The following is a 24,226-nucleotide window of genomic DNA, read 5'->3' on the forward strand; positions in this document are numbered from 1 at the left end:
ATGACTTGTGACGCGCTAGCTTCGCGCCATGACATATCAACTTTATATCGGTGATCGCAAGTATTCCAGCTGGTCGTTGCGCGGCTGGCTGATGCTGGAAAAATTCAACCTGCCCCATGAGGTCTCCTTGATTGAGATGTTTTCGGGCACCATGAAAGCGCAGATGGCGGCGCTGGCGCCTGCGCGGCTGCTGCCCACGCTGCAACTCCCCGATGGGACCGTGATTGGCGAAACCGTCGCCATTGCCGAAACGCTGGCGGAGCGCCACCCCGAGGCTGGCATGTGGCCCGAGGATCCGCGCCAGCGCGCAACGGCCCGCTGGTTGGTGGCGGAGATGGCCTCCGGCTTTGGCGCGCTGCGCAGCGCCTGTCCGATGCAATTGGCCCATGTCTATCAGGGGTTTGAACCCTCTGACGCGGTTCTGGCGGATCTGCGGCGCATTGAGGCGCTGTTCGACCATGCGCGGAGGGTCTCTGGTTGTGCGGAAGGCTGGCTCTTTGGCAACTATTCCATCGCGGATGCCTTTTATGCGCCGGTGGCGGCGCGCATTGTTGGCTTTGATCTGCCTGTTTCGGAGGCGATGCGCGCCTATTGCCGGGTCACGCTTTCTGACCCTGTGTTGCGCCGTTGGCGGGACCGGATGGATGAGGTGAGCTATGCCAGTGACCCCTATCCGATTGATCTGCCGCGCAAACCCTGGCAGCTGAGCTGAGCCTCCGGTCGGCCCTCAAGGTAAATAATACGTAAAACCCCAAGGGTTTCGCACGCGCATTAACGACTCCGAAACCACGTTGCCAAAGCATCTTTCCCACCCACAGCGGAAAGGGGAGAGATGATTTCGCGCGCGTATACCGTGGCCTTTCAAGGCATAGAGGCCCGCCCGGTGGAGGTGCAATGCGCCGTCGCAGCCGGCCTGCCTGCCTTCTCCATCGTGGGTCTGCCCGACAAGGCCGTGAGCGAGGCGCGCGAACGGGTACGCTCCGCCCTTGCGACCATGTCGATTGCCCTGCCCTCGCGCCGGATCACCGTCAACCTGTCGCCAGCAGATCTGCCCAAGGAGGGCAGCCATTTCGACCTCCCCATCGCGCTGGCGCTGCTGGCCGCCATCGAGATTGTGCCGCCGGAAGCCGCCTCCGAGACCATCGCGCTGGGGGAATTGTCGCTCGATGGCAGTCTGGTGCCCGTGGTGGGCGCGCTGCCTGCCGCCATGGCGGCCGCCAGTGAAGGACGGCGCCTGCTTTGTCCCAAGGCCTCTGGCGCGGAGGCCGCCTGGGTCAGTGATGCAACGGTGATTGGCGCCAGCGGGTTATCAGATGTGGTGCGGCATTTTACCGGGCAGATGGTGATCCCCCCGGCAGAACCCGGTGACGTCATTGAGGGCCCCATAGGTAAGGATCTGCGCGATGTGAAAGGTCAGGAACGGGCCAAACGCGCATTGGAAATCGCCGCCGCCGGACGGCATCATCTGTTCATGGTGGGATCACCGGGATCGGGGAAATCCATGTTGGCGGCGCGGCTGTCCTCCATCCTGCCGCCCCTCACGGCGGCTGAGGCGCTGGAGACATCCATGATCCAGTCGCTTTGCGGGTTGATCGACGACGGTGGCATTCGCCGCGAACGCCCGTACCGCGAACCCCATCACACTGCGTCAATGGCGGCGATTGTCGGCGGCGGTCGGCGGGCGCAGCCGGGGGAGATCAGCCTGGCCCACAACGGGGTTCTGTTTCTTGATGAGCTGCCGGAGTTCAGCCGCGCGGTACTGGAAACCCTGCGCCAGCCGTTGGAGACCGGCCAAGTGAATGTGGCGCGCGCCAATGCCCATGTCAGCTACCCCAGCCGCTTCATGCTGGTGGCAGCGGCCAACCCCTGCAAATGCGGTGCGCTGAGCGATGCCAGCCGGGCCTGTGCGCGGGCGCCGCAATGTTCGGCGGATTATCTCGGCCGTATCTCCGGGCCATTGATGGACCGGTTTGACCTGCGGGTGGATGTACCGCCAGTGGCATTTGCCGATCTGGACATGCCGGGCGACAGCGAACCATCAGCAGATGTGGCGATGCGGGTCGCCATCGCGCGTGAAATCCAGACCAGCCGCTACCGCGATCATCCCGGCCTGCGCCAGAACGCCGATGCGGAGGGGCAATTGCTGGAAGATGTGGCGACCCCCGATGCCGAGAGCCGCGCGCTGTTGCTACAGGCTGCCGACCGGTTCGGCCTGACCGCGCGCGGGTATCACCGGGTATTGCGGGTGGCCCGCACCATCGCGGATCTGGATGGGGCGCCGGATGTCCGCCGCCCCCATATCGCCGAAGCGATCAGTTTTCGGATTGCTGCCTAGGCGGGATTTCGGCGCCCGTGGCTCAAAGCTTGGCCTCGATCGCCTGCCAGATTTTTTCGGCGATATTCACCCCGTCAAAGCGCTCCAGCTCCTGAATGCCGGTGGGGGAGGTCACGTTGATCTCAGTCAGATAGTCGCCGATCACATCAATGCCGACAAAGATCTGGCCCTTCTCGCGCAGCAACGGACCGATGGCGGCACAAATCTCACGATCGCGGTCGCTGAGGCTGATTTTTTCGGGCCGGCCACCCACATGCATGTTGGAGCGGGTCTCGCCCGCTGCTGGCACGCGATTGATGGCCCCGACGGGTTCGCCATCGACAAGGATCACCCGCTTGTCGCCGTTGGACACGTCGGGCAGAAATTTCTGCACGATCAGCGGCTCGCGGCTGAAGCCGGTGAACAGCTCATGCAGCGAGGTCAGGTTGCGGTCATTGGCGTCGAGCCGGAACACCCCGGCCCCGCCATTGCCATAGAGCGGCTTCAGAATGATGTCGCCGTGTTTTTCCTTGAACGCCTTGATGGTCTCCAGATCGCGGGCGACAGTGGTCGGCGGCGTCAATTCAGGGAAGTCCAGAACCAGCAGTTTTTCCGGGTAGTTGCGGACCCAGAACGGATCATTCACCACCAGCGCCTGGCCTTTCAGGCGGTCCAGCAGATGGGTCGAGGTGATGTAATGCATGTCAAAGGGCGGGTCCTGACGCAGCCAGACCACGTCAAAGTCGCTCAGATCCACTTCGCGGCGTGGGCCGAGTTCCGCCGGGCTGCCAGCAACGCGCTGGACCGTCATATCATGGCCGCGCGCGGTGATCCGCCCTTCCTGATAGGCGAGCTGGTCGGGACTGTAGAAAAACAGCTCATGCCCGCGCGCCTGCGCCTCCTCCGCGATGCGGAAGCTGCTGTCGGCGTTGATGTCAACGTCGGTGATCGGATCCATTTGGAAGGCGATTTTCATTATGTCAGTCCCTCATGACCTGGGCAAAATGACATGGGCAAAACCGCCCACATCGAATACATGGCCCAGCTTGGCGGCGGGTTCAATGGCTGAACTGATCAACCCTGACCATAAGCGTTTTCCAGCACCTCAACCCTGCCGGTGCCATTGACCACAGCCACGTCCAGCCTTGACTCGGTCAGCTGGCCCGCCGGTTCCCCCGCCAGAAACTGCGCCGCACTGGCCATCATGCGTTGCATCTGCGCGGCATTGATGCGCGCCATCGCCTGATCGCGGGTGGCGCTGTGTTTGACCTCGACAAACACCACCATCGCGCCAAGCCGCAGGATGAGATCGATTTCGGCGCCGCCGCCGCGCCAACGGCGTGCCGCGATCTGATAGCCCTGCCGCTCATAGAAACGCGCCACCAACTCCTCCGCCGCCTGTCCGGCGTGATGGGATTTTGCGCCACGTAGCCCACGGGCAGAGGCGCGCTTGGGCGGGGTGTCCTGCCGCCCAGCCATGCTCAGCCTTCGTCCTTGGCCATATCAAGCGCCAGTTGGTAGATCTTCCGACGGGGCAGATTGTGCATCTCCGCCACGATGGAGGCGGCGTCTTTCACGGAATTGTCCTTCAGCGCGGCGCGCAGATCGCTGTCGAGATCGCCGTCGCTGACACTGGCACCGCGGGCGCGATCCACCAGCACCACGATTTCGCCCTTCACGGGGGCCTGATCCAGACCTTCGGCGAGGGTCAGCAGGCTGTCGCGGCGCACCTCCTCGAATTTCTTGGTGATTTCGCGGCAGAGCGCGGCAGGGCGATCCCCGAGAACCGCCGCCATATCGCGCAGGGAGGCGGCAATCCGCTTCGGCGATTCGTAGAATACCAGCGTGCCGGGCACCGCTGTCAGCTCTTCCAGCCGCTTGCGGCGGGCACCGCTGGCATTGGGCAGAAAGCCTGCAAAGAAAAACGCATCCGTTGGCAGACCCGCCAATGTCAGCGCCGCCAGCGCCGCAGAGGCGCCCGGTGCAACGGTCACCAGATGTCCGGCCTCAGCAGCGGCGCGGCTGAGATCGTAGCCCGGATCGGCGATAAGTGGCATACCCGCCTCGGAGGCATAGGCCACCGATTGCCCCGCCTCCAGCGCGGTCAGCAGGCGTGCGCGGGCCCCTGCACCGCTGTGATCATGATAGGCCACAATCTGCCGCCCGTTCAGCGGAACCCCGTGGATTTCCATCAGCTTGCGCAGGGAGCGGGTGTCCTCGGCAGCGATCAGATCGGCGGAGGCCAGCACATCCAGCGCCCGCAAAGTGATGTCGCGCGCGGTGCCGATGGGCGTCGCAACAAAGTAGAGGCCGGATGGCAAATGGACGATCTTGTGATTCACGCTGGACCCGCCTTGTTGGTCGTTTATGATCCCTCAGGTACCAACACGGCGTACGCCGCCGGACAAGGGAGTTTCAAGTCCATTATGTTTGCTGTTTTTCAACACGCCCGCAAGGCGGCAATGGCCGCTGCAACCGTGGTTTCGACGCTGGCACTGGCCGCCTGTGACACCTTGCCAACCGGTGGCGGCCCGTCGATCAACACAACCAAGCCCGTGCCCGTGGCCCTGCTGGTGCCGCGCGGGTCGGCCCAGCCCGGTGATGCGCTGCTGGCCAAAAGTCTTGAGAACGCTGCCCGGATGGCGATTGCGGATCTGAACGGGGCGCAGATCGATCTGCGAATCTATGACACCGCAGGCGCGCCGCAGCAGGCTGCAACCGCCGCGACCACTGCAATCAACGATGGCGCGCGGATCATTCTGGGGCCGGTCTACGCCGAGGCCGCCAATGCTGCCGGTCTGGTTGCCGCACAGCGCAATGTCAACGTTCTGGCCTTTTCCAACAACAGCGCCATTGCCGGTGGCAATGTCTTCATTCTGGGCCCGACGTTTGACAATACAGCGCGCCGTCTGACCAGCTATGCCGCCCGTCAGGGCAAGGGCAATATGGTGGTTGTCAGCGGCAGCGATCCCGCAGGTCAGGCCGGTCGTGTGGCGATTGAGCGCGCGGCGGCAGGCAATGGTTCCAGCATCAGTGGGGCGGTCAGCTATGAGCTGTCGCAGCAGGGCGTGATCAATGCCATTCCAACAATCCGCTCAACCGTGGCCAGCAGCGGTGCGCAATCGGTGTTCCTGACCGCGAATACCGCCGGCGCCCTGCCCCTGCTGACCCAACTGATGCCGGAGGCGGGCGTGGATCCTGCCGCGACACAGTATATCGGCCTCACGCGCTGGGACATCCCGGCACAGACGCTGGCCCTGCCGGGTGTGCAGGGCGGCTGGTTTGCAATGCCCGACACCAACCGGTCGCAGCAATTCCGCAGCCGCTATCAGGCCAGCTATGGCGCCGCGCCGCACCCCATTGGTGGGCTTGCCTATGACGGGATCGCCGCGATTGGCGCATTGGTGAGTGCAGGAAAATCCGACGCGCTGACCGGCGCGGCCCTGACCCGTGGCAATGGATTCCAGGGCACTGGCGGCATTTTCCGCCTGCGCCCGGATGGTACCAATGAACGCGGCCTTGCGGTTGCGACAATCCAAGAACAGAAGGTTGTGGTTATTGACCCAGCTCCCAGCAGCTTCGCCGGTGCCGGATTCTGATCCAGCGCTGCCGGACACCGTCCATCTCCCACCTTTGCTGGGGCCGCTGATCTGCGACCCCGGCAAAATTTTTGACGCCGTTGCCGTACGCGCTGCCATCACTGCCCTGTCGCGGGATTGCTCGGCGGCGGAGCTGCGCGCTGGCGTTGTTAAAATCCTGCGCGAGGCCAATCTCGCCGGGCGCGCCGCCATCGCGGCAGCCTTTGCCGAGGAACCCTTTGCGGCGCGGGCGCTGACGCGCTCTTACGCCTATCTCACGGATGGGCTGGTCACCGCCGCATATTTTACCGCCACCAGCCTGCTGCACCCGCTGTCGAATCCCACCCAAGGCGAACGGATCGCGGTGATTGCTGTTGGAGGCTATGGCCGGGGTGAGATGGCGCCGCAGTCCGACGTGGATCTGCTGTTTCTGACGCCTTACAAGATCACCGCCTGGGCCGAGAGTGCGATTGAATCGATGCTCTATATCCTGTGGGATCTGCGTCTGAAGGTGGGCCATTCCAGCCGCACCATCCGCGATTGCATCCGGCTGGGGGGTGAGGATTTCACCATCCGCACTGCCATGCTGGAACAGCGGTTTCTGGATGGGGACGCCGGGCTCGCCGCAGATCTGGACCGGCGCCTGACTGCGGAGCTGTTTTCCAAGGACGCCCGCGACTTTGTCGAAGCCAAACTGGCCGAACGCGACGCCCGCCATCTGAAACAGGGCGAGCGCTATGTGGTAGAACCCAACGTCAAGGAAGGCAAAGGCGGCCTGCGCGATCTGCAGTCGCTCTACTGGATCGCGAAATATCTCTATCAGGTGCAGGATGTGGCCGAACTGGTGCCCATGGGGCTGTTCAGCCCGGAAGAGCTGGACTCCTTTGCCAAGGCTGAAAACTTCCTCTGGGCGGTACGCGCCCATCTGCATCTGCTGACCAAACGCGCCACCGAGCAGCTGAATTTTGACCTTCAGGTCGAGGTCGCCGCCCGCATGGGCTATGAGGATCGCGCCGGGCGCCGGGCGGTTGAGGTCTTCATGCAGGAGTATTTCCGCCACGCCACCAAAGTCGGCGATGTGACCCGAATTTTCCTGACCAAGCTGGAGGCCACCCACCAGAAAAGCGAGCCGCTGCTGGAACGGATTTTCCGCCGTCGCCCAAGGGTGAAGCCCGGTTACGTGGTGGTCCATAACCGTCTGGATGTCGCTGATCCCGATGCCTTCTGCGCTGATAAGCTAAACCTGTTGCGGATCTTTGAAGAGGCGCTGCGCACGGGGATGCTGATCCACCCTGATGCCATGCGGCTCGTCACTGCCAGCCTGCATCTGGTGGATGACGAGATGCGCAATGACAAGGAAGCGCGGCGTATTTTCCTTGATCTGCTGCTGAAACACGGCAATCCAGAACGCGCCCTGCGGCGGATGAACGAACTGGGGGTGCTCAGCGCCTTTGTGCCGGAGTTCGAGCCGATCGTGGCGATGATGCAGTTCAATATGTACCACTCCTACACCGTGGATGAGCATACCATTCAGGTGATCGCCAACTTCGCGGCGATTGAACGGGGAGAGCTGGAAGACGAGCTGCCGCTGTCCTCGGAAATCCTGCGCAAAGGGTTGAGCCGCAAGGTGCTGTTGGTGGCGATGCTGCTGCATGACATCGGCAAGGGGCGCGAGCAGGACCATTCGATCCTTGGCGCGCAGATTGCACGGCGGGTGGCGCCCCGGCTGGGCCTCAACAAGAGCGACAGCGAAACCGTGGAATGGCTGGTGCGCTATCATCTGTTGATGTCGGATATGGCGCAGAAACGCGATATCGCCGATCCGCGCACGGTGCGTGATTTCGCCAAGGCGGTGAAGACGATCAAGCGGCTGGACCTGCTGCTGCTGCTGACGGTCTGCGACATTCGCGGCGTCGGGCCAGACACCTGGAACAACTGGAAGGCAGCGCTGCTGCGCGCGCTCTATAACCAGACCCGCGAGGCACTGGAAAACGGCATGGAGGCGCTGAACCGTGCCCATCGCGGCACCGAGGCCAAGAAAGCCCTGCGCGCCGCCCTGCCCGACTGGACCAAGGCGGAGCTGAAGGTGGAGACCGCGCGACACTATGATCCCTATTGGCAGGGCCTGCATGTGACCGCGCATATTGATTTCGCCGAGATGCTGCGGGAGCTGACCGATCTGGATGATCCGGGAGGCATGATTGTCCGCCTGCACCCCGACGAAGACCGCGATGCGACGCGGGCCTGTTTCTGCATGGCCGATCACCCCGGCATCTTTGCTCGCATTGCCGGCGCGCTGGCACTGGTCGGGGCCAATGTCGTTGATGCGCGGTCCTATACGACCAAGGACGGCTATGTGACCGATGCCTTCTGGATCCAGGATTCCGAAGGCCACCCCTATGAGGCGGAGCGCCTGCCGCGACTGCGCGAGATGATCCACAAGACCCTGCGGGGCGAGGTGATCACGGGTGAGGCGCTGAAATCACGTGACAAGATCAAGAAGCGCGAGCGGGCGTTTAACGTGCCCACGCATATCACCTTCGACAACGATGGATCTGAGATTTACACCATCATCGAAGTGGACACGCGCGACCGGCCCGGCCTGCTTTATGATTTGGCGCGCACGCTGGCGGGGGCGAATATCTATATCGCCAACGCGGTGATCGCGACCTATGGCGAGCAGGTGGTCGATGCCTTCTATGTGAAGGATATGTTCGGCTTGAAATACTACTCCGAGGCCAAGCAGAAATCGCTGGAAGCCAAGCTGCGCAGCGCCATCGCCGAAGGGGCAAAGCGGGCCGGATCATGAAGCCGATCAAACTGCTGTCAGGCTTTCTCACCGTCGGGTTCTGGACGTTGGCAAGCCGCATCCTGGGGTTTCTGCGCGAAATCCTGATCACCGCCTATATCGGCCCCGGTCCCTTGATGGATGCCTTTGTGGCGGCCTTCCGCCTGCCCAATATGTTCCGCCGCTTCTTTGCCGAGGGGGCGTTTAACGCGGCCTTTGTGCCGATGTTTGCCAAGCGGTTGGAAAGCGGTGACGACCCGCAGGGCTTTGCGCAGGAGGCGTTCAACCTGCTGACCATCACGGTTCTGCTGCTGGTCGGGCTTGGCATGGTGTTCATGCCCGCACTGGTCTGGGCCACGGCGGGCGGTTTTGTTGGCGACGCGCGGTTTGATCTGGCGGTGGGCTATGGTCAGATCGTCTTTCCCTATATCCTGTTCATGTCGCTGGCGGCGCTGTTTTCAGGTGTGCTGAATGCCACCGGCCGTTTTGCGGCGGCGGCGGCGGCGCCTGTCTTGCTCAATATCTTTGCCTGCGCCGCCATGGTGGCAGGCGCTGTTTTGGGTGGCGAGGTCATAAGTTGGCTGGTCTGGACCATCCCGGTGGCCGGTGTCGCGCAGCTGGCGCTGGTCTGGATCGCCGCCGGTCATGCTGGCATTCGCCTGCGCCCCGGCATGCCGCGCTGGACACCTCAGATGAAAAACCTCGTGCGGGTGGCACTGCCGGCAGCGCTGGCGATGGGGGTCACGCAGATCAATCTGGTGGTCGGGCAGCAGGTGGCCTCTGACATTGAAAACGCGGTGAGCTGGCTGTTTGTGGCGGACCGGCTGTATCAGCTGCCGCTCGGGGTTGTCGGGATTGCCATCGGGATTGTGCTGCTGCCGGATCTGTCGCGCCGCCTGCGGGCGGGCGATGATGCGGGGGCCCGTGATGCATTCTCCCGTGCTGGGGAGTTCTCTTTGCTGCTTACCCTGCCCTCAACCGCCGCGTTTCTGGCGGTGCCTGTGGTGCTGGTCTCCGTTCTTTATGAGCGCGGCGCAACCGGGGCGGAGGATGTGGCCGCCATTGCTTTGGCAGTTGCGATCTATGGCGCGGGCCTGCCGGCATTCGTGCTGCAAAAGGTGCTGCAACCGCTGTTTTTCGCCCGCGAGGATACGCGGTCACCGTTCCGCTACGCGCTGGTGGCGATGGTGATCAATGCGGTGCTGGCCTTTGGTCTGAAACCCTATGTCGGCTGGATCGCCCCTGCCATCGCGGCTACTATTGCGGGCTGGGCCATGGTGGCCTGCCTGTGGCTGGGCGCCCGCCGCATGGGCGAGGTCGCGCGGTTCGACCAGCGGTTCTACGACCGGAGCCTGCGCATTCTCATCGCCTCCGCCATCATGGGCGCTGCGCTCTTTGGCCTGGTGCAGCAGTTTGGCTGGCTGTTCTACCTGCCCAGCTGGCGCTACCTCGCGCTGTTGGGGCTGATCGTGCTGGGCGCAGCCGTCTATTTCGGCGTTGGCCAGATCATCGGCGCGGTGCGCCTGGGAGATCTGAGACGTGCTGTGCGGCGAGGTAAGCCCCCAACCCGGTAAGACAACAGAGGCGATTGAACACACCACTAAGGGACCGACGGCTCACTCCCGGCGGATGCGGTTGCGGATGCGGGCCCAGCCGCCCGGGGCGAGGAAGAAGGACAGGCCAAAGCCGGTGGCAAAGCCGCAAAGGTCAGCGACCCAGTCAAGCGTGCCGCCGAACAACAGGCCAAACAGCAGCTGGATCCCCATCAGAAAGGCAATCAGCGTGAAGGCACGGCTTTGCTGGGCGCCGACAAGCGACAATTGCCGCCACAGAATATAGGTGAAGGCCCCGATCAGCCCGTAGACGGCGGGAAAGCCACCGATCAGCGGCACCGATGACTGGGTCAGCAGCGCATAGCCCACAGCACCGCCAACGCCGGAGACCAGAAAGACCAGCACCATGGCCAGATCGCCAAAGATCTCGCCCACCATCTTGCCCATGGCGAGGACGAAGACGCAGACAAACAGCGTCTGGGTGAAGGCGACATGCACAAAGGGATAGGAGACAAAGCGGATCAGATGCTCCGTCGGCCATTGCCCCGTGTCCCACATCCACCAAAGCACCTCCGAGGAGAAGGCATAGGTCTGGATCGCCTCCAGCCGCCAGCCCACCGCCTCAGGCCCGCCAAAGATCCCGCGCGCGCCAAGCGAAAACCCGGCTTCGATCGCCATAATGATCAGCACAAGCGCCACCACAACCGGCGGCAGCGGATTCACCGGAGACGGTTCTTTTTGGTAGTCCATTGTGATCTTGCTCCTGCTTGCCTGCTCTGCCGCCCTGCCCCGCAGCCCGGTTGATCCGCGCGCGGTTGACGATGGTTCCCGCCATGGTTAAGCCAGCGAGGATCCTAATTCCAGACGGGAGTTTCTTGATGACCGAGACCACATTCACGCCACGCGTGTTTTCCGGCATCCAGCCATCGGGCAATCTGCACCTTGGCAACTATCTTGGCGCGCTGAAGCGGTTCGTGGACTGGCAGGCCAAGGACGTAGAGAGCATCTATTGCATGGTGGACATGCACGCGATCACCGTCTGGCAGGATCCGACGGATCTGAAGAAATCCACCCGCGAGCTTTGCGCCGGGTTCATTGCCGCTGGCCTGGATCCGGAACAGTCGATCCTGATCAACCAGAGCCAGGTGCCCGAACACGCGCAGCTGGCGTGGATCTTCAACTGCGTGGCCCGCATGGGCTGGATGCAGCGAATGACCCAGTGGAAGGACAAGGCCGGTAAGAACGCGCAGAACGCCTCGCTTGGACTGTTTGCTTATCCGGCGCTGATGGCGGCAGACATTCTGGTCTACCACGCCACCCATGTGCCTGTGGGCGAAGATCAGAAGCAACATCTGGAACTGACCCGCGACATTGCGGCCAAGTTCAATCACGACTACGGGGTCGACTTCTTTCCGCTGACCGAACCGGTGATTGAGGGCGCGGCCACACGCGTGATGTCGCTGCGGGACGGATCGAAGAAGATGTCGAAATCGGATGCGTCTGATGCCAGCCGCATCAATCTGACCGATGATGCCGACACCATCGCCAAGAAGATCCGCAAGGCCAAGACTGACCCTGACGCCCTGCCCTCCGAGGTTGAGGGGCTGGACGGGCGGCCTGAGGCGCGCAATCTGGTCAACATCTACGCCGCCATGGCCGAGCAATCGGTCGAACAGGTGCTGGCGGATGTGGGTGGCAAGGCGTTTTCGGAGTTCAAACCGATGCTGGCCGACTTGTCGGTTGCAAAAATGAGCCCGATCACCACCGAAATGGCCCGGCTGATGCAGCATCAGGACGAGATCGACAAGATTCTTGCACGCGGATCAGAGCGTGCCCGAGAGATCACAGCCCCCATCCTTCGCAAAACTTATGACATTGTGGGCATGGTGGCGCCGGTCACTCTGTGATATCAGGCCTTACGATCCCGCACCCTGCGGGGAGATAGATACTGGAGAATTCGGATGGCCAATGGCACCGTGAAATGGTTCAACGCAACAAAAGGCTACGGCTTTATCGAGCCTGAGTCTGGCGGCAAGGACGTGTTTGTACACATCTCTGCGGTTGAACGCTCGGGCCTTAATGGTTTGAACGACAACCAAAAAGTTTCCTACGAGCTGGAAACTGGTCGTGACGGCAAGCAGTCCGCAGGTTCGCTGGAACTGCTGTAAGGATCGCGGCGCGGAGTTTCCGCGCCCATCCATCTAAAGACATTCTGACCACGGAAATCTGTGGATAGAATCACCCTAAGGCCGCCCGTTTCAGGCGGCCTTTTGCATGTCTGGGGCAAATTATTTTATCGGCGCTGGAGAGCGCCACCACCGGACTGACCCGGTCAGCCAGCTACAGCGATCGGATACCGTTCATGGTCAGATCCGCCACCATCTGCGCGTAATCTTCACGCGCCTCAGATCCGGCGCCCGAATTCCACATGTAATACCAGTTCAGCATCCCGAAGACCGACATCGTGGCGGCGCGCAGCTTCGCCGGATCCTTGGCGACGCCCTCGGCCGCGACCCCGGCAAGCGCGTCACTGACAAGGTGCACCAATTCACGCTGATAGGCGCGCAGCAGTTTCTGCTGCTCTTCCGGCAGGGCTCCCATGGCGCTGATCTGCACCTGATGCTCGTGGTCGGCCCCCTGATAGGCCAGCAGGATTTCCGAGACGATGCGGCGTAGCCGCTGATCAGGGGAAAGCGCGCTGACGTCCACACCGCAGACCCGATCGCGCAGATCGCTCAGATAGGTATCAAGGACGCCGAACAATACGGCATCCTTGCTATCATAATAGTGGTAGATATTGGCCTTGGAGATCCCGCATTCCCGCGCCAGCTGGGTCATCGACGCGCGGTCAAATCCCTGCTCGGCAAAGACTTTGGCCGCAGATTTCAGGATCTGGGCGCGTTTCTCGTCGTGGTCTTTTGCAATGGTGCGGGCCAAGCCGTGTTACTCCTTGCTGCGGTTGTCGACAACGCGCTTGGCCTTGCCGTGGCTGCGCTCCACCGATCCCGGCTCGCCGACGATGATTTCGGTCGAGACGCCAACTATATCTTTGATCCGCTTGGTCAGCATGCGCGCCGCTGCGGTCTTGCTCAGCTCATCTGTGGCGTCCGGAGTCGCCTCCACAAACACCCGCATCGCATCCATGCGGCCCGATTTGTAGAGTTCGATCTGGTAATACGGCGCCAGGCCACCGGTCGCCAGCAGCTGCTCCTCGACCTGGCTGGGGAAGACGTTGACGCCGCGCAGGATGATCATGTCATCGCTGCGGCCGGTGATCTTCTCCATCCGCCGCATGGAACGCGCGGTACCCGGCAGCAGTCGGGTCAGGTCGCGGGTGCGGTAACGCACCATTGGCAGGCCTTCTTTGGTGAGGGTGGTAAAGACCAGCTCGCCCAGCTCTCCATCCGGCAGCACCTCGCCGGTCTGCGGGTCGATGATTTCGGGCAGGAAGTGGTCCTCCCAGATCACCGGGCCGTCTTTGGTCTCAACACATTCATTGGCGACACCCGGCCCCATGATCTCGGACAGGCCGTAGATATCAACCGCGTGCATATTGAAGGCCTCTTCAACCTCGCGACGCATCGCATCGGTCCAGGGTTCAGCGCCAAAGATGCCCACCTTCAGCGAGCAGTCGCGCGGGTCCATGCCGACCTTGTGGTACTGCTCCAGAATGTTGAGCATGTAGGAGGGCGTCACCATGATGCCGTCGGGTTTGAAATCAGTGATCAGGCCCACCTGCTTCTCGGTTTGGCCACCCGACATCGGAACGACAGTGGCGCCCAGCCGTTCGATCCCGTAATGCGCGCCAAGACCGCCGGTGAACAACCCGTAGCCATAGGCGTTATGCACCATATCGCCCTTGCGCAGGCCGGAGGCGCGCAGGCTGCGTGCCACCAGATCGGCCCAATTGCTGATGTCATTGGCGGTGTAACCCACCACGGTCGGCTTGCCTGTGGTGCCGGAGGACGCATGCAGGCGCATGATCTCACTGCGTGGAACAGCAAACAGGCCAAAGGGGTAGTTGTCCCGCAGGTCATTTTTATAGGTAAATGGGAACTTCGACAGATCGGAGAGCTGTTGCAGGTCATCGGGATGCACCCCCGCCTCATCAAAGCGCTGCGTGTACATCGGCACATTGTCATAGGCATGGCGCAGCGACCATTTCAGCCGCTCCAGCTGCAGGGCGCGGATTTCGTCAATCGAGGCGATCTCGATCGGGTCCAATTCACCCTTTTGAGGGCTCAGGTCTTCCATGGCATCCTCCACATCTTATTCGTCGAACAACTGGCCTTTGACCGCCCGGGAAAAACCCCGGAACTCAGCGATCTGCTGGCCGTCGTGATTGGTCACTGTCACGTCATAGATACCGCTTCGCCCGGTCAGGGAAATTTCGCGCGCCGTGGCAATCAACCGATCACCCAGCCGACCTGGCGCGGTGAAGCTAATCACATTATGCTGCGCCACGGTCGATTGATTGCGGCTGTTGCAGGCAAAGGCAAAGGCACTGTCGGCCAGCATGAACGTCACCCCGCCATGGCAGATGCCATGGCCGTTGCAGTGGTGCTGGGCAACGGTCAGCTCCAGCGTGGCCTCGCCCTCGTCCACATGGGTGATCTCCATCCCCGCCCATTTGGAGGCATGGTCATCCGCCCACATGGCGGCGGCGGATTTTTCGGCGCGCTCTTTCGGGGTCATCCTCATTCTCCCTTGAAGACCGGCGCGCGCTTTTCGAGGAAGCTCGCGACACCTTCGGCATAATCCGCGCTTTCACCGCAGGTCTTCATTGCGTCAGCCTCGATCTCCAGCTGATCGGACAGCGTGTTGACCGCCGCCGATTGGATGGTCTGCTTGGTGAGGCCCAGCCCCAAGGTCGGGCCGTTTGCGAATTTCTCGGCCATGGCGCGGGCCTCGGTCATCAAATCGGCCTCCGGCAGCGCCTTCCAGATCAGACCCCAGTCTTCGGCTGTCTTGGCAGGCAGAGGTTCGGCAGTCAGTGCCAGCCCCTTGGCGCGGGCCTCGCCCAGCAGCCGCGGCAGATGCCAGCTGCCGCCGGTGTCCGGGATCAGGCCGACCTTGGAAAACGACTGGATGAACTTGGCGCTCTCCGCCGCGAGGACCACATCGCAAGCCAGCGCCAGATTGGCCCCTGCCCCGGCGGCGACGCCGTTCACGGCACAAATGACCGGAAAGTTGAGCGAGCGAATAAGGTTCACCAGCGGCGCATAGAAGGTGCGGACGGTGTGGCCCAGATCAGGCGGTCCGTCCATCTTGCGCGGATCGCGGTCGCCCAGATCCTGCCCGGCGCAAAAGCCGCGTCCGGCCCCGGTCAGCAGCACCGCACGGGCACCGCCATCACGGGCCGCCTCAAGGGCTGCGCGCAGGGCGTGGTGCATCTCCTCGGTGAAACTGTTCAACCGGTCCGGACGGTTCAGGGTGATTTCCACCCATGTCCCGTGGTCCTCCACCAACAGCGTTTCAGACATTGCCGCGCCTCCCTTCGTGCAGTTGTTGACAAAGACCTTGCATAAACCGACCGGTTGGTCAATATATTTGCGACTTCTCATATTCAGACCGTGCAGCCCCCGGTCCAGACGCAAAGGAACCCGCCCATGAGCCTTCTTGATGTTTCCAGTTTTGCCGCTGGCCAGTGGATTGAACCGGGTGCAGGCGCGCGCAACATTGCCAGTGCAATCACAGGTGCGCCGCTTGCGCAGGCGGGCAATGACGCGCTGGATGTGCAGGGGATGCTGGATTATGCCCGCACGGTGGGCGGCCCCTCTTTGCGCAAACTGACCTTCCATGACCGCGCCCGGATGCTGAAGGCGCTGGCGGGGCATCTGAACCAGCACAAACAAGCGCTTTATGATCTGTCATTCGATACTGGCGCCACGCAGGCCGACCATATGATCGATATTGACGGCGGCATCGGCACCATGTTCGTTTTCGCCTCCAAGGGACGACGCGAGATGCCGGATGCCCATGTCTATCTGGACGGTGATGTTGAGCAGCTGTCACGCAATGGCACCTTCCTTGGCCAGCATATCTGCACGCCATTGCAAGGGGTTGCGGTGCATATCAACGCCTTCAACTTCCCGGTCTGGGGGATGTTGGAAAAACTGGCTCCGACCCTGCTTGCCGGTGTTCCGGCCATTGTGAAACCAGCCACCGCCACCTGCTATGTCACCGAACTGGCGGTGCGGTTGATGCTGGAGTCCGGCATTCTACCCGAGGGCGCGCTGCAACTGGTGTCCGGTGGCCTTGGCGACATGCTCGACCATCTTGGCATGCAGGATGTGGTCAGTTTCACCGGCTCCGCCGATACCGCGCTGAAGCTGCGTGCCAACCCGGTGATCCTGGAAAACTCCGTGCGGTTTGTGGCCGAACAGGACAGCCTCAACGCGTCTATTCTTGGCCCCGACGCGCAGCCGGGAACGCCAGAATTTGATTTATTCGTCAAGGAGGTCTGCCGCGAGATGACCACCAAGGCGGGTCAGAAATGTACCGCAATCCGCCGGATCATCGCGCCGGAGGCCCAGGTGGAGGCGGTGATCGACGCCCTGTCAGCGCGGCTGGCAAAGACGCAAATCGGCGATCCGCGTCTTGAGGGAACCCGCATGGGGGCGCTGGTTTCCAGCGGCCAGAAGCGTGACGTGCTGGAAAAGGCCGCGATCATCGGCCAGGAGGCGACCCGCGTTTATGGCGATCCTGACGGATTTGAGGTTGTGGGCGTCGATGCTGAGAAAGGCGCCTTTGTGCCGCCGATGCTGTTCCACTGCGCTGATCCGGACACGGCACAGCGCGTCCATGACACCGAAGCCTTCGGCCCGGTCTCAACCATCATGGGCTACCGCGAACTGGGCCACGCCATCACACTGGCCAATCGCGGCGAAGGGTCACTGGTGGCCTCCGTCATCACCCATGATACAGAGGTGGCCCGCGAGGTCGCGCTGGGGGCGGGCGCCTATCACGGGCGGCTTTACTTCAACAACCGCGACTCGATGAAGGAATCGACGGGCCATGGCTCCCCCTTGCCCCATATGGTGCATGGCGGGCCAGGTCGTGCTGGCGGCGGCGAGGAACTGGGCGGCGTGCGCGGTGTCAAACATTACATGCAGCGCACCGCCATTCAGGGCTCCCCCGACATCTTGTCAGCGATTGGCGAACAATGGGTGCCGGGTGGCACAGAGATCGCCGCCAAGGTGCATCCCTTTACCCGCAAATTCGGTGATCTGCAGTTGGGAGAAACCCTGCACAGCGCTGCGCGCCAGATCACGCTGGAGGACATCGAGACCTTTGCCCATTTCACCGGCGATACCTTCTATGCCCATATGGATGACGAAGCTGCCGCGCGGAACCCGTTCTTCCCCGGTCGTGTGGCCCATGGATATCTGTTGATCAGTTTTGCCGCCGGGCTGTTTGTACAACCAGATGAGGGGCCAGTGCTGGCAAATACCGGGCTCGACAATCTGCGGTTCATGAAGCCTGTTTCCGCGGGCGACAGCATCAAGGTGCGCCTGACCGTCAAGAAGAAGACCCCTCGTAACGAGGAATACGGCGAGGTGCGCTGGCATGTCACCCTGACCAATCAGGATGATGAAATTGCCGCCGAATATGACCTGCTGACCATGAACGCGTTCTGATCGGCCCCTGTCATCAGACGGTCGTCCGGTCTGGCCTATCCGGGCTGGGCGACTTATCTATTATATATGACCGACGCACAGATCTCTTGGTTCGACACCACCGTAGCTGCCCTGAGCGATCCGCAGAACCAGCGGGTCTGGTCGATTATCGTCTCGCTTTTTGGCGATCTGGCGCAGCGGGACGGGGACCAGATTGGCGGCAGCGCCCTCACCCGGATCATCACTCCGATGGGGATCAAGCCTGAGGCAATCCGCGTTGCCTTGCACCGGCTGCGCAAGGACGGCTGGATCGACAGCACGCGCTCAGGCCGCGCGTCGGTGCATTTCCTGACCCCGATGGGCCGCAGCCAGTCCGCTGCTGTCACCCCGCGCATCTATGCTCCGGCGACACCCACCCCCGATGACTGGCATCTGCTGATTGCACAGGACGGGCAAGGCGGCGCGCTGGATGCGCTGTTGCAGCAGCCAAATTACGTCGCGGTCAACCGCTCTACCGTGCTGGGCCATGGCCCCCTGCCACGGGAAAGGGACCGATTTCTGGTGATCGATCAACCGGATCTGGCGGTGCCTGACTGGCTGCGCCAGCGGTTGTTTCCAGAAGATCTGAAACTGGCCTGTGCCCGGCTCGACAGCACCTTATGCGGCGTCAAACCGCCGGAGCTTGATGCGGATGCAAATGCCCTTGACCCGGCACAGATCGCCACGCTGCGCACCCTGATCGTGCATCGCTGGCGCCGTGTGGTATTGCGGCATCCGGATTTGCCGCCCCGCTTTCATCCCAAGGACTGGGCCGGAGAACACTGCCGACAGCGTGTCGCATCGCTGTTGCGGCACCTGCCGCGCCCCCGGCTCAGCCCAAATGGTGAGCTGATCGCGGCCGACGCCCCCTGAAAGACAGCCCCGCTTGCGCCCGACGGTGCAGCGGTGATGATTTTTCTTTACAAACCTTGGCGAGAAATCTACCCAAAGTCGCAGATGGTTCCCACGGCCCCAAAGCGGTCACGGGATGAAAAGGGAACGTGGTGTGGTGTAGCCAAAAGGCGCCAAATCCACGACTGCCCCCGCAACTGTGAGCGGTGAGCGACCTCGATAGACCACTGGCCTTTGGGCCGGGAAGGCCGAGGCCCGCAGCAACCCGCAAGTCAGGAGACCTGCCATCCACAGGAAACCTATTGAACCGGACGGGGTGTTCCGGCGGGCAGGGTGATGCGGCACGACGCTTTGGCGTGGCTGGTCCCCTTCCCCCTTTGTCCCCTGACCGGATTGCGCGGAGGGCGCTATGGACGGGACAGCACGGCACCGCATTCTGGTGTGTACATCCTGCAAAGGGACAGACCCCGGCACCCGTCCGGGGCCGCAATTGATTGACGCCTTGCGCATCGAACTTGACCGGCGCGGCGATACCGTGGTGGAGGTGGCGGGCGTGGCCTGTATGGCCGGATGCAGCCATCCCTGCACTGTCGGATTTCAGGCCGAGGGCAAGGCCAGCTATGTGTTTGGCGATCTTAACCTTCAGGACGATCTGGCGGACATTCTGCATTTTGCCGATCTCTACAAGGTGCTCGCGGACGGTTGGTGCAGTTCGGTTGACCGCCCCGGAAAACTGCGCCGCTCCACCCTGTCGCGCATCCCGGCCCTGTTCCCCGCCGCCCCGACAAAAGCCGACATGGCAAAAACAACCGCGCCGATGGAGCCTGCCGAATGACCGCAGCCGCGCTCACTGTGACAGACGTCAGCTGGGGGCCGGGCCGTACGGCACCGCTGATCCTGCATCCGGTCAGCTTTCATCTGGATGCGGGCCGTGTGCTGGGTGTGGTTGGCCCCAATGGTGCCGGAAAATCCAGCCTGCTGCGGGTGATCTACCGCTTCAACCAGCCGCGCAGCGGCACGGTTGAGGTTGGTGACAGTGATATCTGGGCCTTGCCCCCAAAAGCTGCCGCGCAGCGCGTTGCTGCCGTGCTGCAGGAACAACCCACCGATTTTGCCCTGACCGTGGCGGAGATCGTTGCCCTGGGACGGGCGCCCTATCGCTCCGGGTTTGCAACGCCGGGCGCGCGCGATGCGGCGATCATTGAGGGGATGCTGGATCGTCTCGACCTATACAGCATGGCTGACCGGGCCTTTGGCACCCTCTCGGGTGGCGAACGTCAGCGGGTCATGGTGGCGCGGGCACTGGCGCAGGAACCCGCACTTCTGGTGCTGGATGAGCCGACCAACCATCTGGATATCCGCCATCAGCTGGATGTGCTGGACCTGATCCGGGATCTGGATGTGACCATTGTCACCAGCCTGCATGATCTGAACATCGCAGCCGGCGCCTGTGACGAAATCCTGTTGATGTCCGAGGGCCGCCAGCTGGCCTTTGGTGCGCCGCAGGACGTGCTGAGCGAGGACACCGTTAGCCGGGTCTTCAACGTCGCTGCCAAACGCGAAACCCTGACCCCCTCCGGGCAGGATCACCTGACCTTTCACCTCCCTGTTTCATAAGGATACCCCTGACTATGACTGCCCGTTTTTCCACAGTGACGCAGCTGCTCGCCGCCGGTGTTATGGCTGCCTCCCTCGCCCCCATGGCGCAGGCAGAGACCACGGTAGAGAGCTGTAACCGCAGCGTGACATTTGATGCCCCGCCGCAGCGTGCCATCTCCAATGACGTTAACCTGACCGAGATGATGCTGGCGCTGGGGCTGGCCGACCGGATGGTGGGCTACACCGGGATTTCCGGCTGGAAGACATTGGATCCGGTGATGCGCGCAGGCGTGGCGGAATTGCCGGAGCTGTCGGCGAAATACCCCTCAAAGGAGGTGCTGATCGGCGCCGATGCCGATTTCTTCTTTGCCGGCTGGAACTACGGCATGAAGGTCGGCGGTGAAGTCACGCCGGAGACCCTCGCGCCCTTTGACATCAAGGTCTATGAACTGACCGAAAGCTGCATTCACATCGGCGAGAAGGCCAAGGTCAGCATGGATGACATGTATAATGACCTGCTGAACCTCGGCCGGATCTTTGCCGTCGAAGACACCGCCAAGGCATTGGTTGCGGGGTACAAGGACGAGTTGGCAGCCTTTGCCAAGGATCGTGCCGAGGCCAGCGACCCGCTGCGCGTCTTTGTCTATGACAGCGGCGAGGACACGCCGTTCACCGCAGGCAAATACGCCATGCCCACCGCGCTGATCGAGGCGGCCGGCGGCAGCAACATCATGGATGATCTGGAGAAAAGCTGGGCCACCGTGACGTGGGAGGCCGTGGTGGAGCGCAATCCCGAGGTGATCGTGATCGTGAATTACGGGTCGGTCACGGCTGAAGAGAAGCGCGCTTTCATGCGGAGCAACCCGGCCTTTGCAGAAATCGACGCGGTGAAGAACGACCGTTTTGTGACCCTTGAGTATGTCGAAGCCACACCAGGTCCGCGCAACATCCGCGCGATCAAGACGTTGGCGACCAGCTTTGACGCGGCGCGCACGGATGCGGTAAGCAACTGATATGCCTACCGCCCACGCACATCCCGCATCTGAGCCGCGCCTCAGCGCGCGCGCCCGGCGGCGCCTGCGCGGGCGGCTGGCCTGGATTCTGGGTGGGGCCGTTCTGACGGCCCTGACCCTATCGATTGCCGTTTCTGTGGGCGCGGTTGGCATTCCGCTGACCTCCGTCTGGGGTATCGTCGCCCACAAGCTGACCCACGGATCAGCACTTGCGGCAGACGGTGTATTTGATGTGAGCTGGAGCAAGGGACAGGCGGCAATTGTCTGGGACATCCGGTTTCCCCGCGCCCTGCTGGCGATGATGGTCGGCGCCGGGCTTGCCATGGTGGGGGCCAGCCTGCAGGCGGTGACCCGCAACCCGCTGGCCGATCCGCATCTGCTGGGCATCTCGGCCGGCGGCGCCTTTGGTGCGATTCTGGCGCTGCTGCATACCGGTTTGTTTCTGGGATTGCTGACGGTGCCCCTGCTGGCGTTTGTCGGCGCCCTTGCGGCCACGGCGCTGGTGCTGGCTGTTTCCCGCTTTGCCGAGGCGACCACCGCAGACCGGCTGGTGTTGGTGGGTGTGGCGGTGTCCTTTGTCGTTATGGCAGGGGCCAATGTGCTGATTTTCCTAGGAGATCCGCGCGCAACCCATACCGTGGTCTTCTGGATGCTGGGAGGGCTTGGCCTCGCCCAGTGGAGCCATTTGGCCTATCCTCTGGTGGTGCTTGTGCTCTGCGGCGGCTGGCTCTGGTCCCGCTCTGGCGATCTGAATGCAATGACAGTCGGGGACGAGACAGCCACGACGCTGGGCATCCCGGTGGCGCGGTTTCGCCTGATGACTTTCTGCGTCGGCGCGCTGATCACCGGGGTGATGGTCGCATTCTCCGGCATGATTGGCTTTGTCGGATTGATCGTTCCGCATGTGGCCCGGCTGATCGTCGGCGGAGATCACCGCCGGGTGCTGCCGGTGTCCGCACTGTTTGGCGGGTTGTTTCTGGTCGCCGCCGATATTGCCGCCCGCACCCTGATGGCGCCGGAGGATATGCCGATTGGACTGGTCACTGGACTGGTGGGCGGTGTGTTCTTCATCTGGCTGCTGCGGCGACGCTAGGTCTGCTGCGACAACAGACAGCCAAGGCCCCCGGCGCATCGGGGGCCTTTTGCAATTGCGGAGCTCAGGCCGCGGCAACCACGATCATTTCAACCAAGAAGTCGGGCCGCGCCAGCTTTGCCTCGCCGCAGGCCCGCGCCGGGGTCTGCCCTTCGGGGACCCAAGCGTCCCAGACCGCGTTCATCGCCGCAAAATCGGCCATATCCGAGAGCCAGATCGTGCATTGCAGGATACGGGATTTGTCGCTGCCTGCCTCGGCCAGGAGCGTGTCGATCTTGTCGAGGCAATCCTGCGTCTGCTGAGCAACGCTGGCGCCTGCGGTGCCGACCTGACCGGCCAGATAAATGGTCTCGCCATGTTTGACGATCTGGCTCATGCGGGGGCCGATATGGCTGCGTTCGATCTGTGTCATATGTTCCTCGTTCGGTGACGGCCACGCCGGAGGGCGGGTCTGCATCAGGGATATCGGTCCGGCCTTGGCATGGCAATGGACCCTGAGACGAACCTCAGCCGCCAGCAATTCACCCCTAGCAAGTCGTTCAAATAACGCACAAATTTTGATATTTGAATTCGTCCTTGCCGAAAAGAGAAGCGCACCCCTATAGTTTTCCCAGCGGAACATATGGCGCGTATTGCCGGGCTCACGACCGAGCCCCTAGCGTCGACAACACGCGGGCTTGACCGGCGACGTTCCAAAAGAGCCTGCAACACCGCAGGGCCATCGACAGGGGGAAATGACATGACATCGACCAAGACCCGCGCGCGGATGTCGCGCCGCCAGTTTCTGCTCAGCTGTGCCGCTGGCGCGCTAACCGTTGGGTTTGGACTCTCGCTGGCTGGGCAGGCACAGGCCGCAGAACCGATCAAGGTTGCCGGCATTTACACGGTGCCCGTCGAGCAACAGTGGGTCAGCCGCATCCACGTTGCCGCCCTCGCTGCAAAGGATCGCGGTGATATCACCTATACGTTCTCCGAGAACACCTCGAACACCGATTACCCGCGCGTGATGCGGGAGTATGCCGAACAGGGTCACAAACTGATCATCGGTGAGATTTTCGGCGTCGAGGCCGAGGCCCGCGAAGTGGCCGCAGATTACCCCGATGTGGCCTTCCTGATGGGAAGCTCTTTCAAGGAAGATCCCGCCCTGCCCAATCTGGCGGTGTTCGACAATTATATTCAGGATGCGTCCTACCTGTCGGGTATCGTAGCTGGTGCCATGTCCGAGAGCGGAAATATCGGCATGGTTGGCGGCTTTCCCATTCCTGAGGTGAACCGCTTGATGCATGCCTTTATGGCGGGCGCGCGGGAGATGAATCCCGATATCACATTCCAGGTCTCCTTCATCGGCAGCTGGTTTGATCCGCCAAAGGCCAAAGAAACAGCCTTTGCAATGATCGAAAACGGGGCTGATATGCTTTATGCGGAGCGCTTCGGGGTGTCGGATGCTGCCAAGGAAAAGGGCGTTCTGGCCATCGGCAATGTGATCGACACGCAGGGCGACTACCCCAGCACGGTGGCGGCCTCGGCCCTGTGGCATTTTGAGCCAACGTTAGATGCCGCAATTGCCAAGGTGCGTGACGGCAGCTTCACCGCGGCGGACTATGGCGTCTATTCCTTCATGAAGGAGGGTGGCGCCTCGCTGGCCCCATTTGGCACCTTTGAAGGCAAGATCCCCCAGAAGGCACTGGACCTGATCGCCAGCCGCACGGCGGCCATCAAGGATGGCTCCTACGAGGTGGAAATCAACGACGCTGAGCCCGCGTCCTCCTGACAGGGGG

The 24,226-nt window shown here is 62.3% G+C and carries 23 protein-coding genes and 1 riboswitch; of the genes, 14 read left to right on the forward strand and 9 right to left on the reverse strand.

Annotated elements, in window-relative coordinates; translation table 11 throughout:
* The first annotated feature begins 28 nt into the window (after nt 1-28).
* Nucleotides 29-712 (forward strand): glutathione S-transferase, encoded by a 684-nt coding sequence (locus phaeop14_RS11980; protein ID WP_096789659.1) that lies wholly within the window; start codon nt 29-31, stop codon nt 710-712.
* A gap of 120 nt (nt 713-832) precedes the next feature.
* Nucleotides 833-2,335, forward strand: coding sequence for a YifB family Mg chelatase-like AAA ATPase (locus tag phaeop14_RS11985; protein ID WP_096789660.1), 1,503 nt, complete (start codon nt 833-835; stop codon nt 2,333-2,335).
* A gap of 22 nt (nt 2,336-2,357) precedes the next feature.
* On the opposite strand, the gene gshB is transcribed toward phaeop14_RS11985, so the two are convergent.
* The 3 genes from gshB to rsmI all read right to left on the reverse strand — a co-directional run bounded on the left by gshB (nt 2,358) and on the right by rsmI (nt 4,656).
* A complete protein-coding gene (gene gshB, locus phaeop14_RS11990) occupies nt 2,358-3,290 on the reverse strand; it encodes a glutathione synthase (protein ID WP_040173373.1) in 933 nt (310 codons plus the stop codon).
* A 98-nt stretch (nt 3,291-3,388) separates the two neighbouring features.
* Nucleotides 3,389-3,793 (reverse strand): YraN family protein, encoded by a 405-nt coding sequence (locus phaeop14_RS11995; RefSeq protein ID WP_040179670.1) that lies wholly within the window; start codon nt 3,791-3,793, stop codon nt 3,389-3,391.
* A 2-nt stretch (nt 3,794-3,795) separates the two neighbouring features.
* Entirely contained in the window at nt 3,796-4,656 is an 861-nt protein-coding gene (gene rsmI, locus phaeop14_RS12000) for a 16S rRNA (cytidine(1402)-2'-O)-methyltransferase (RefSeq protein WP_040179668.1), read from the reverse strand.
* 84 nt (nt 4,657-4,740) lie between these two features.
* Between rsmI and phaeop14_RS12005 the strand changes: the two genes are divergently transcribed.
* From phaeop14_RS12005 to murJ, 3 genes are read left to right on the forward strand one after another with little or no spacing between them, the layout of a single operon-like run.
* On the forward strand, nt 4,741-5,913 hold the full coding sequence (locus tag phaeop14_RS12005; protein ID WP_096789661.1) for a penicillin-binding protein activator: 1,173 nt from the start codon (nt 4,741-4,743) through the stop codon (nt 5,911-5,913).
* The gene (locus phaeop14_RS12010; protein WP_193438251.1) at nt 5,873-8,701 is read left to right on the forward strand and encodes a [protein-PII] uridylyltransferase; all 2,829 of its coding nucleotides are present in this window, start codon (nt 5,873-5,875) and stop codon (nt 8,699-8,701) included. Before phaeop14_RS12005 ends, phaeop14_RS12010 begins: the two co-directional genes overlap by 41 nt.
* Entirely contained in the window at nt 8,698-10,254 is a 1,557-nt protein-coding gene (gene murJ, locus phaeop14_RS12015; RefSeq protein ID WP_096789663.1) for a murein biosynthesis integral membrane protein MurJ, read from the forward strand. Before phaeop14_RS12010 ends, murJ begins: the two co-directional genes overlap by 4 nt.
* A gap of 42 nt (nt 10,255-10,296) precedes the next feature.
* Here the strand turns inward: murJ and phaeop14_RS12020 are convergent, their stop codons facing one another.
* Nucleotides 10,297-10,983, reverse strand: a complete 687-nt coding sequence (locus tag phaeop14_RS12020; protein ID WP_040175384.1) for a rhomboid family intramembrane serine protease — start codon at nt 10,981-10,983, stop codon at nt 10,297-10,299.
* 128 nt (nt 10,984-11,111) lie between these two features.
* On the opposite strand from phaeop14_RS12020, the gene trpS reads away from it, so the two are divergent.
* The gene (gene trpS, locus phaeop14_RS12025; RefSeq protein WP_096789664.1) at nt 11,112-12,140 is read left to right on the forward strand and encodes a tryptophan--tRNA ligase; all 1,029 of its coding nucleotides are present in this window, start codon (nt 11,112-11,114) and stop codon (nt 12,138-12,140) included.
* A gap of 54 nt (nt 12,141-12,194) precedes the next feature.
* On the forward strand, nt 12,195-12,401 hold the full coding sequence (locus tag phaeop14_RS12030) for a cold-shock protein (RefSeq protein ID WP_014875579.1): 207 nt from the start codon (nt 12,195-12,197) through the stop codon (nt 12,399-12,401).
* Between the two features lie 172 nt (nt 12,402-12,573).
* Here phaeop14_RS12030 and phaeop14_RS12035 read toward each other — a convergent pair whose 3' ends face one another.
* Genes phaeop14_RS12035 through paaG form a run of 4 tightly spaced genes read right to left on the reverse strand, consistent with a single transcriptional unit; the run spans nt 12,574 to nt 15,716 of the window.
* Nucleotides 12,574-13,170, reverse strand: a complete 597-nt coding sequence (locus tag phaeop14_RS12035; protein WP_040175387.1) for a TetR/AcrR family transcriptional regulator — start codon at nt 13,168-13,170, stop codon at nt 12,574-12,576.
* A gap of 6 nt (nt 13,171-13,176) precedes the next feature.
* Complete coding sequence (gene paaK, locus phaeop14_RS12040) at nt 13,177-14,487, reverse strand: phenylacetate--CoA ligase PaaK (RefSeq protein WP_096789665.1); 1,311 nt, start codon at nt 14,485-14,487, stop codon at nt 13,177-13,179.
* Between the two features lie 15 nt (nt 14,488-14,502).
* Complete coding sequence (paaI, locus tag phaeop14_RS12045; protein ID WP_096789666.1) at nt 14,503-14,928, reverse strand: hydroxyphenylacetyl-CoA thioesterase PaaI; 426 nt, start codon at nt 14,926-14,928, stop codon at nt 14,503-14,505.
* A gap of 2 nt (nt 14,929-14,930) precedes the next feature.
* On the reverse strand, nt 14,931-15,716 hold the full coding sequence (gene paaG / locus phaeop14_RS12050) for a 2-(1,2-epoxy-1,2-dihydrophenyl)acetyl-CoA isomerase PaaG (protein ID WP_096790304.1): 786 nt from the start codon (nt 15,714-15,716) through the stop codon (nt 14,931-14,933).
* 126 nt (nt 15,717-15,842) lie between these two features.
* On the opposite strand from paaG, the gene paaZ reads away from it, so the two are divergent.
* From paaZ to phaeop14_RS12080, 6 genes are all read left to right on the forward strand, one after another.
* Complete coding sequence (gene paaZ, locus phaeop14_RS12055; RefSeq protein ID WP_096789667.1) at nt 15,843-17,873, forward strand: phenylacetic acid degradation bifunctional protein PaaZ; 2,031 nt, start codon at nt 15,843-15,845, stop codon at nt 17,871-17,873.
* A 66-nt stretch (nt 17,874-17,939) separates the two neighbouring features.
* Complete coding sequence (locus tag phaeop14_RS12060; protein WP_096789668.1) at nt 17,940-18,764, forward strand: PaaX family transcriptional regulator C-terminal domain-containing protein; 825 nt, start codon at nt 17,940-17,942, stop codon at nt 18,762-18,764.
* 68 nt (nt 18,765-18,832) lie between these two features.
* Nucleotides 18,833-19,046: riboswitch (cobalamin riboswitch) on the forward strand.
* A gap of 106 nt (nt 19,047-19,152) precedes the next feature.
* Nucleotides 19,153-19,578, forward strand: a complete 426-nt coding sequence (locus phaeop14_RS12065; RefSeq protein WP_096789669.1) for a DUF1636 family protein — start codon at nt 19,153-19,155, stop codon at nt 19,576-19,578.
* Nucleotides 19,575-20,360 (forward strand): ABC transporter ATP-binding protein, encoded by a 786-nt coding sequence (locus phaeop14_RS12070; protein WP_096789670.1) that lies wholly within the window; start codon nt 19,575-19,577, stop codon nt 20,358-20,360. Before phaeop14_RS12065 ends, phaeop14_RS12070 begins: the two co-directional genes overlap by 4 nt.
* A gap of 14 nt (nt 20,361-20,374) precedes the next feature.
* Entirely contained in the window at nt 20,375-21,355 is a 981-nt protein-coding gene (locus phaeop14_RS12075; RefSeq protein WP_096789671.1) for an ABC transporter substrate-binding protein, read from the forward strand.
* A gap of 1 nt (nt 21,356) precedes the next feature.
* Nucleotides 21,357-22,448, forward strand: coding sequence for a FecCD family ABC transporter permease (locus phaeop14_RS12080; RefSeq protein WP_040175398.1), 1,092 nt, complete (start codon nt 21,357-21,359; stop codon nt 22,446-22,448).
* 64 nt (nt 22,449-22,512) lie between these two features.
* Here phaeop14_RS12080 and phaeop14_RS12085 read toward each other — a convergent pair whose 3' ends face one another.
* A complete protein-coding gene (locus phaeop14_RS12085) occupies nt 22,513-22,860 on the reverse strand; it encodes a RidA family protein (RefSeq protein WP_096789672.1) in 348 nt (115 codons plus the stop codon).
* Nucleotides 22,861-23,187: 327 nt separating this feature from the next.
* Between phaeop14_RS12085 and phaeop14_RS12090 the strand changes: the two genes are divergently transcribed.
* A complete protein-coding gene (locus phaeop14_RS12090; RefSeq protein ID WP_096789673.1) occupies nt 23,188-24,219 on the forward strand; it encodes a BMP family protein in 1,032 nt (343 codons plus the stop codon).
* Nucleotides 24,220-24,226 lie beyond the last annotated feature (7 nt).

This window comes from Phaeobacter piscinae, assembly GCF_002407245.1.
Lineage (GTDB): Bacteria > Pseudomonadota > Alphaproteobacteria > Rhodobacterales > Rhodobacteraceae > Phaeobacter > Phaeobacter piscinae.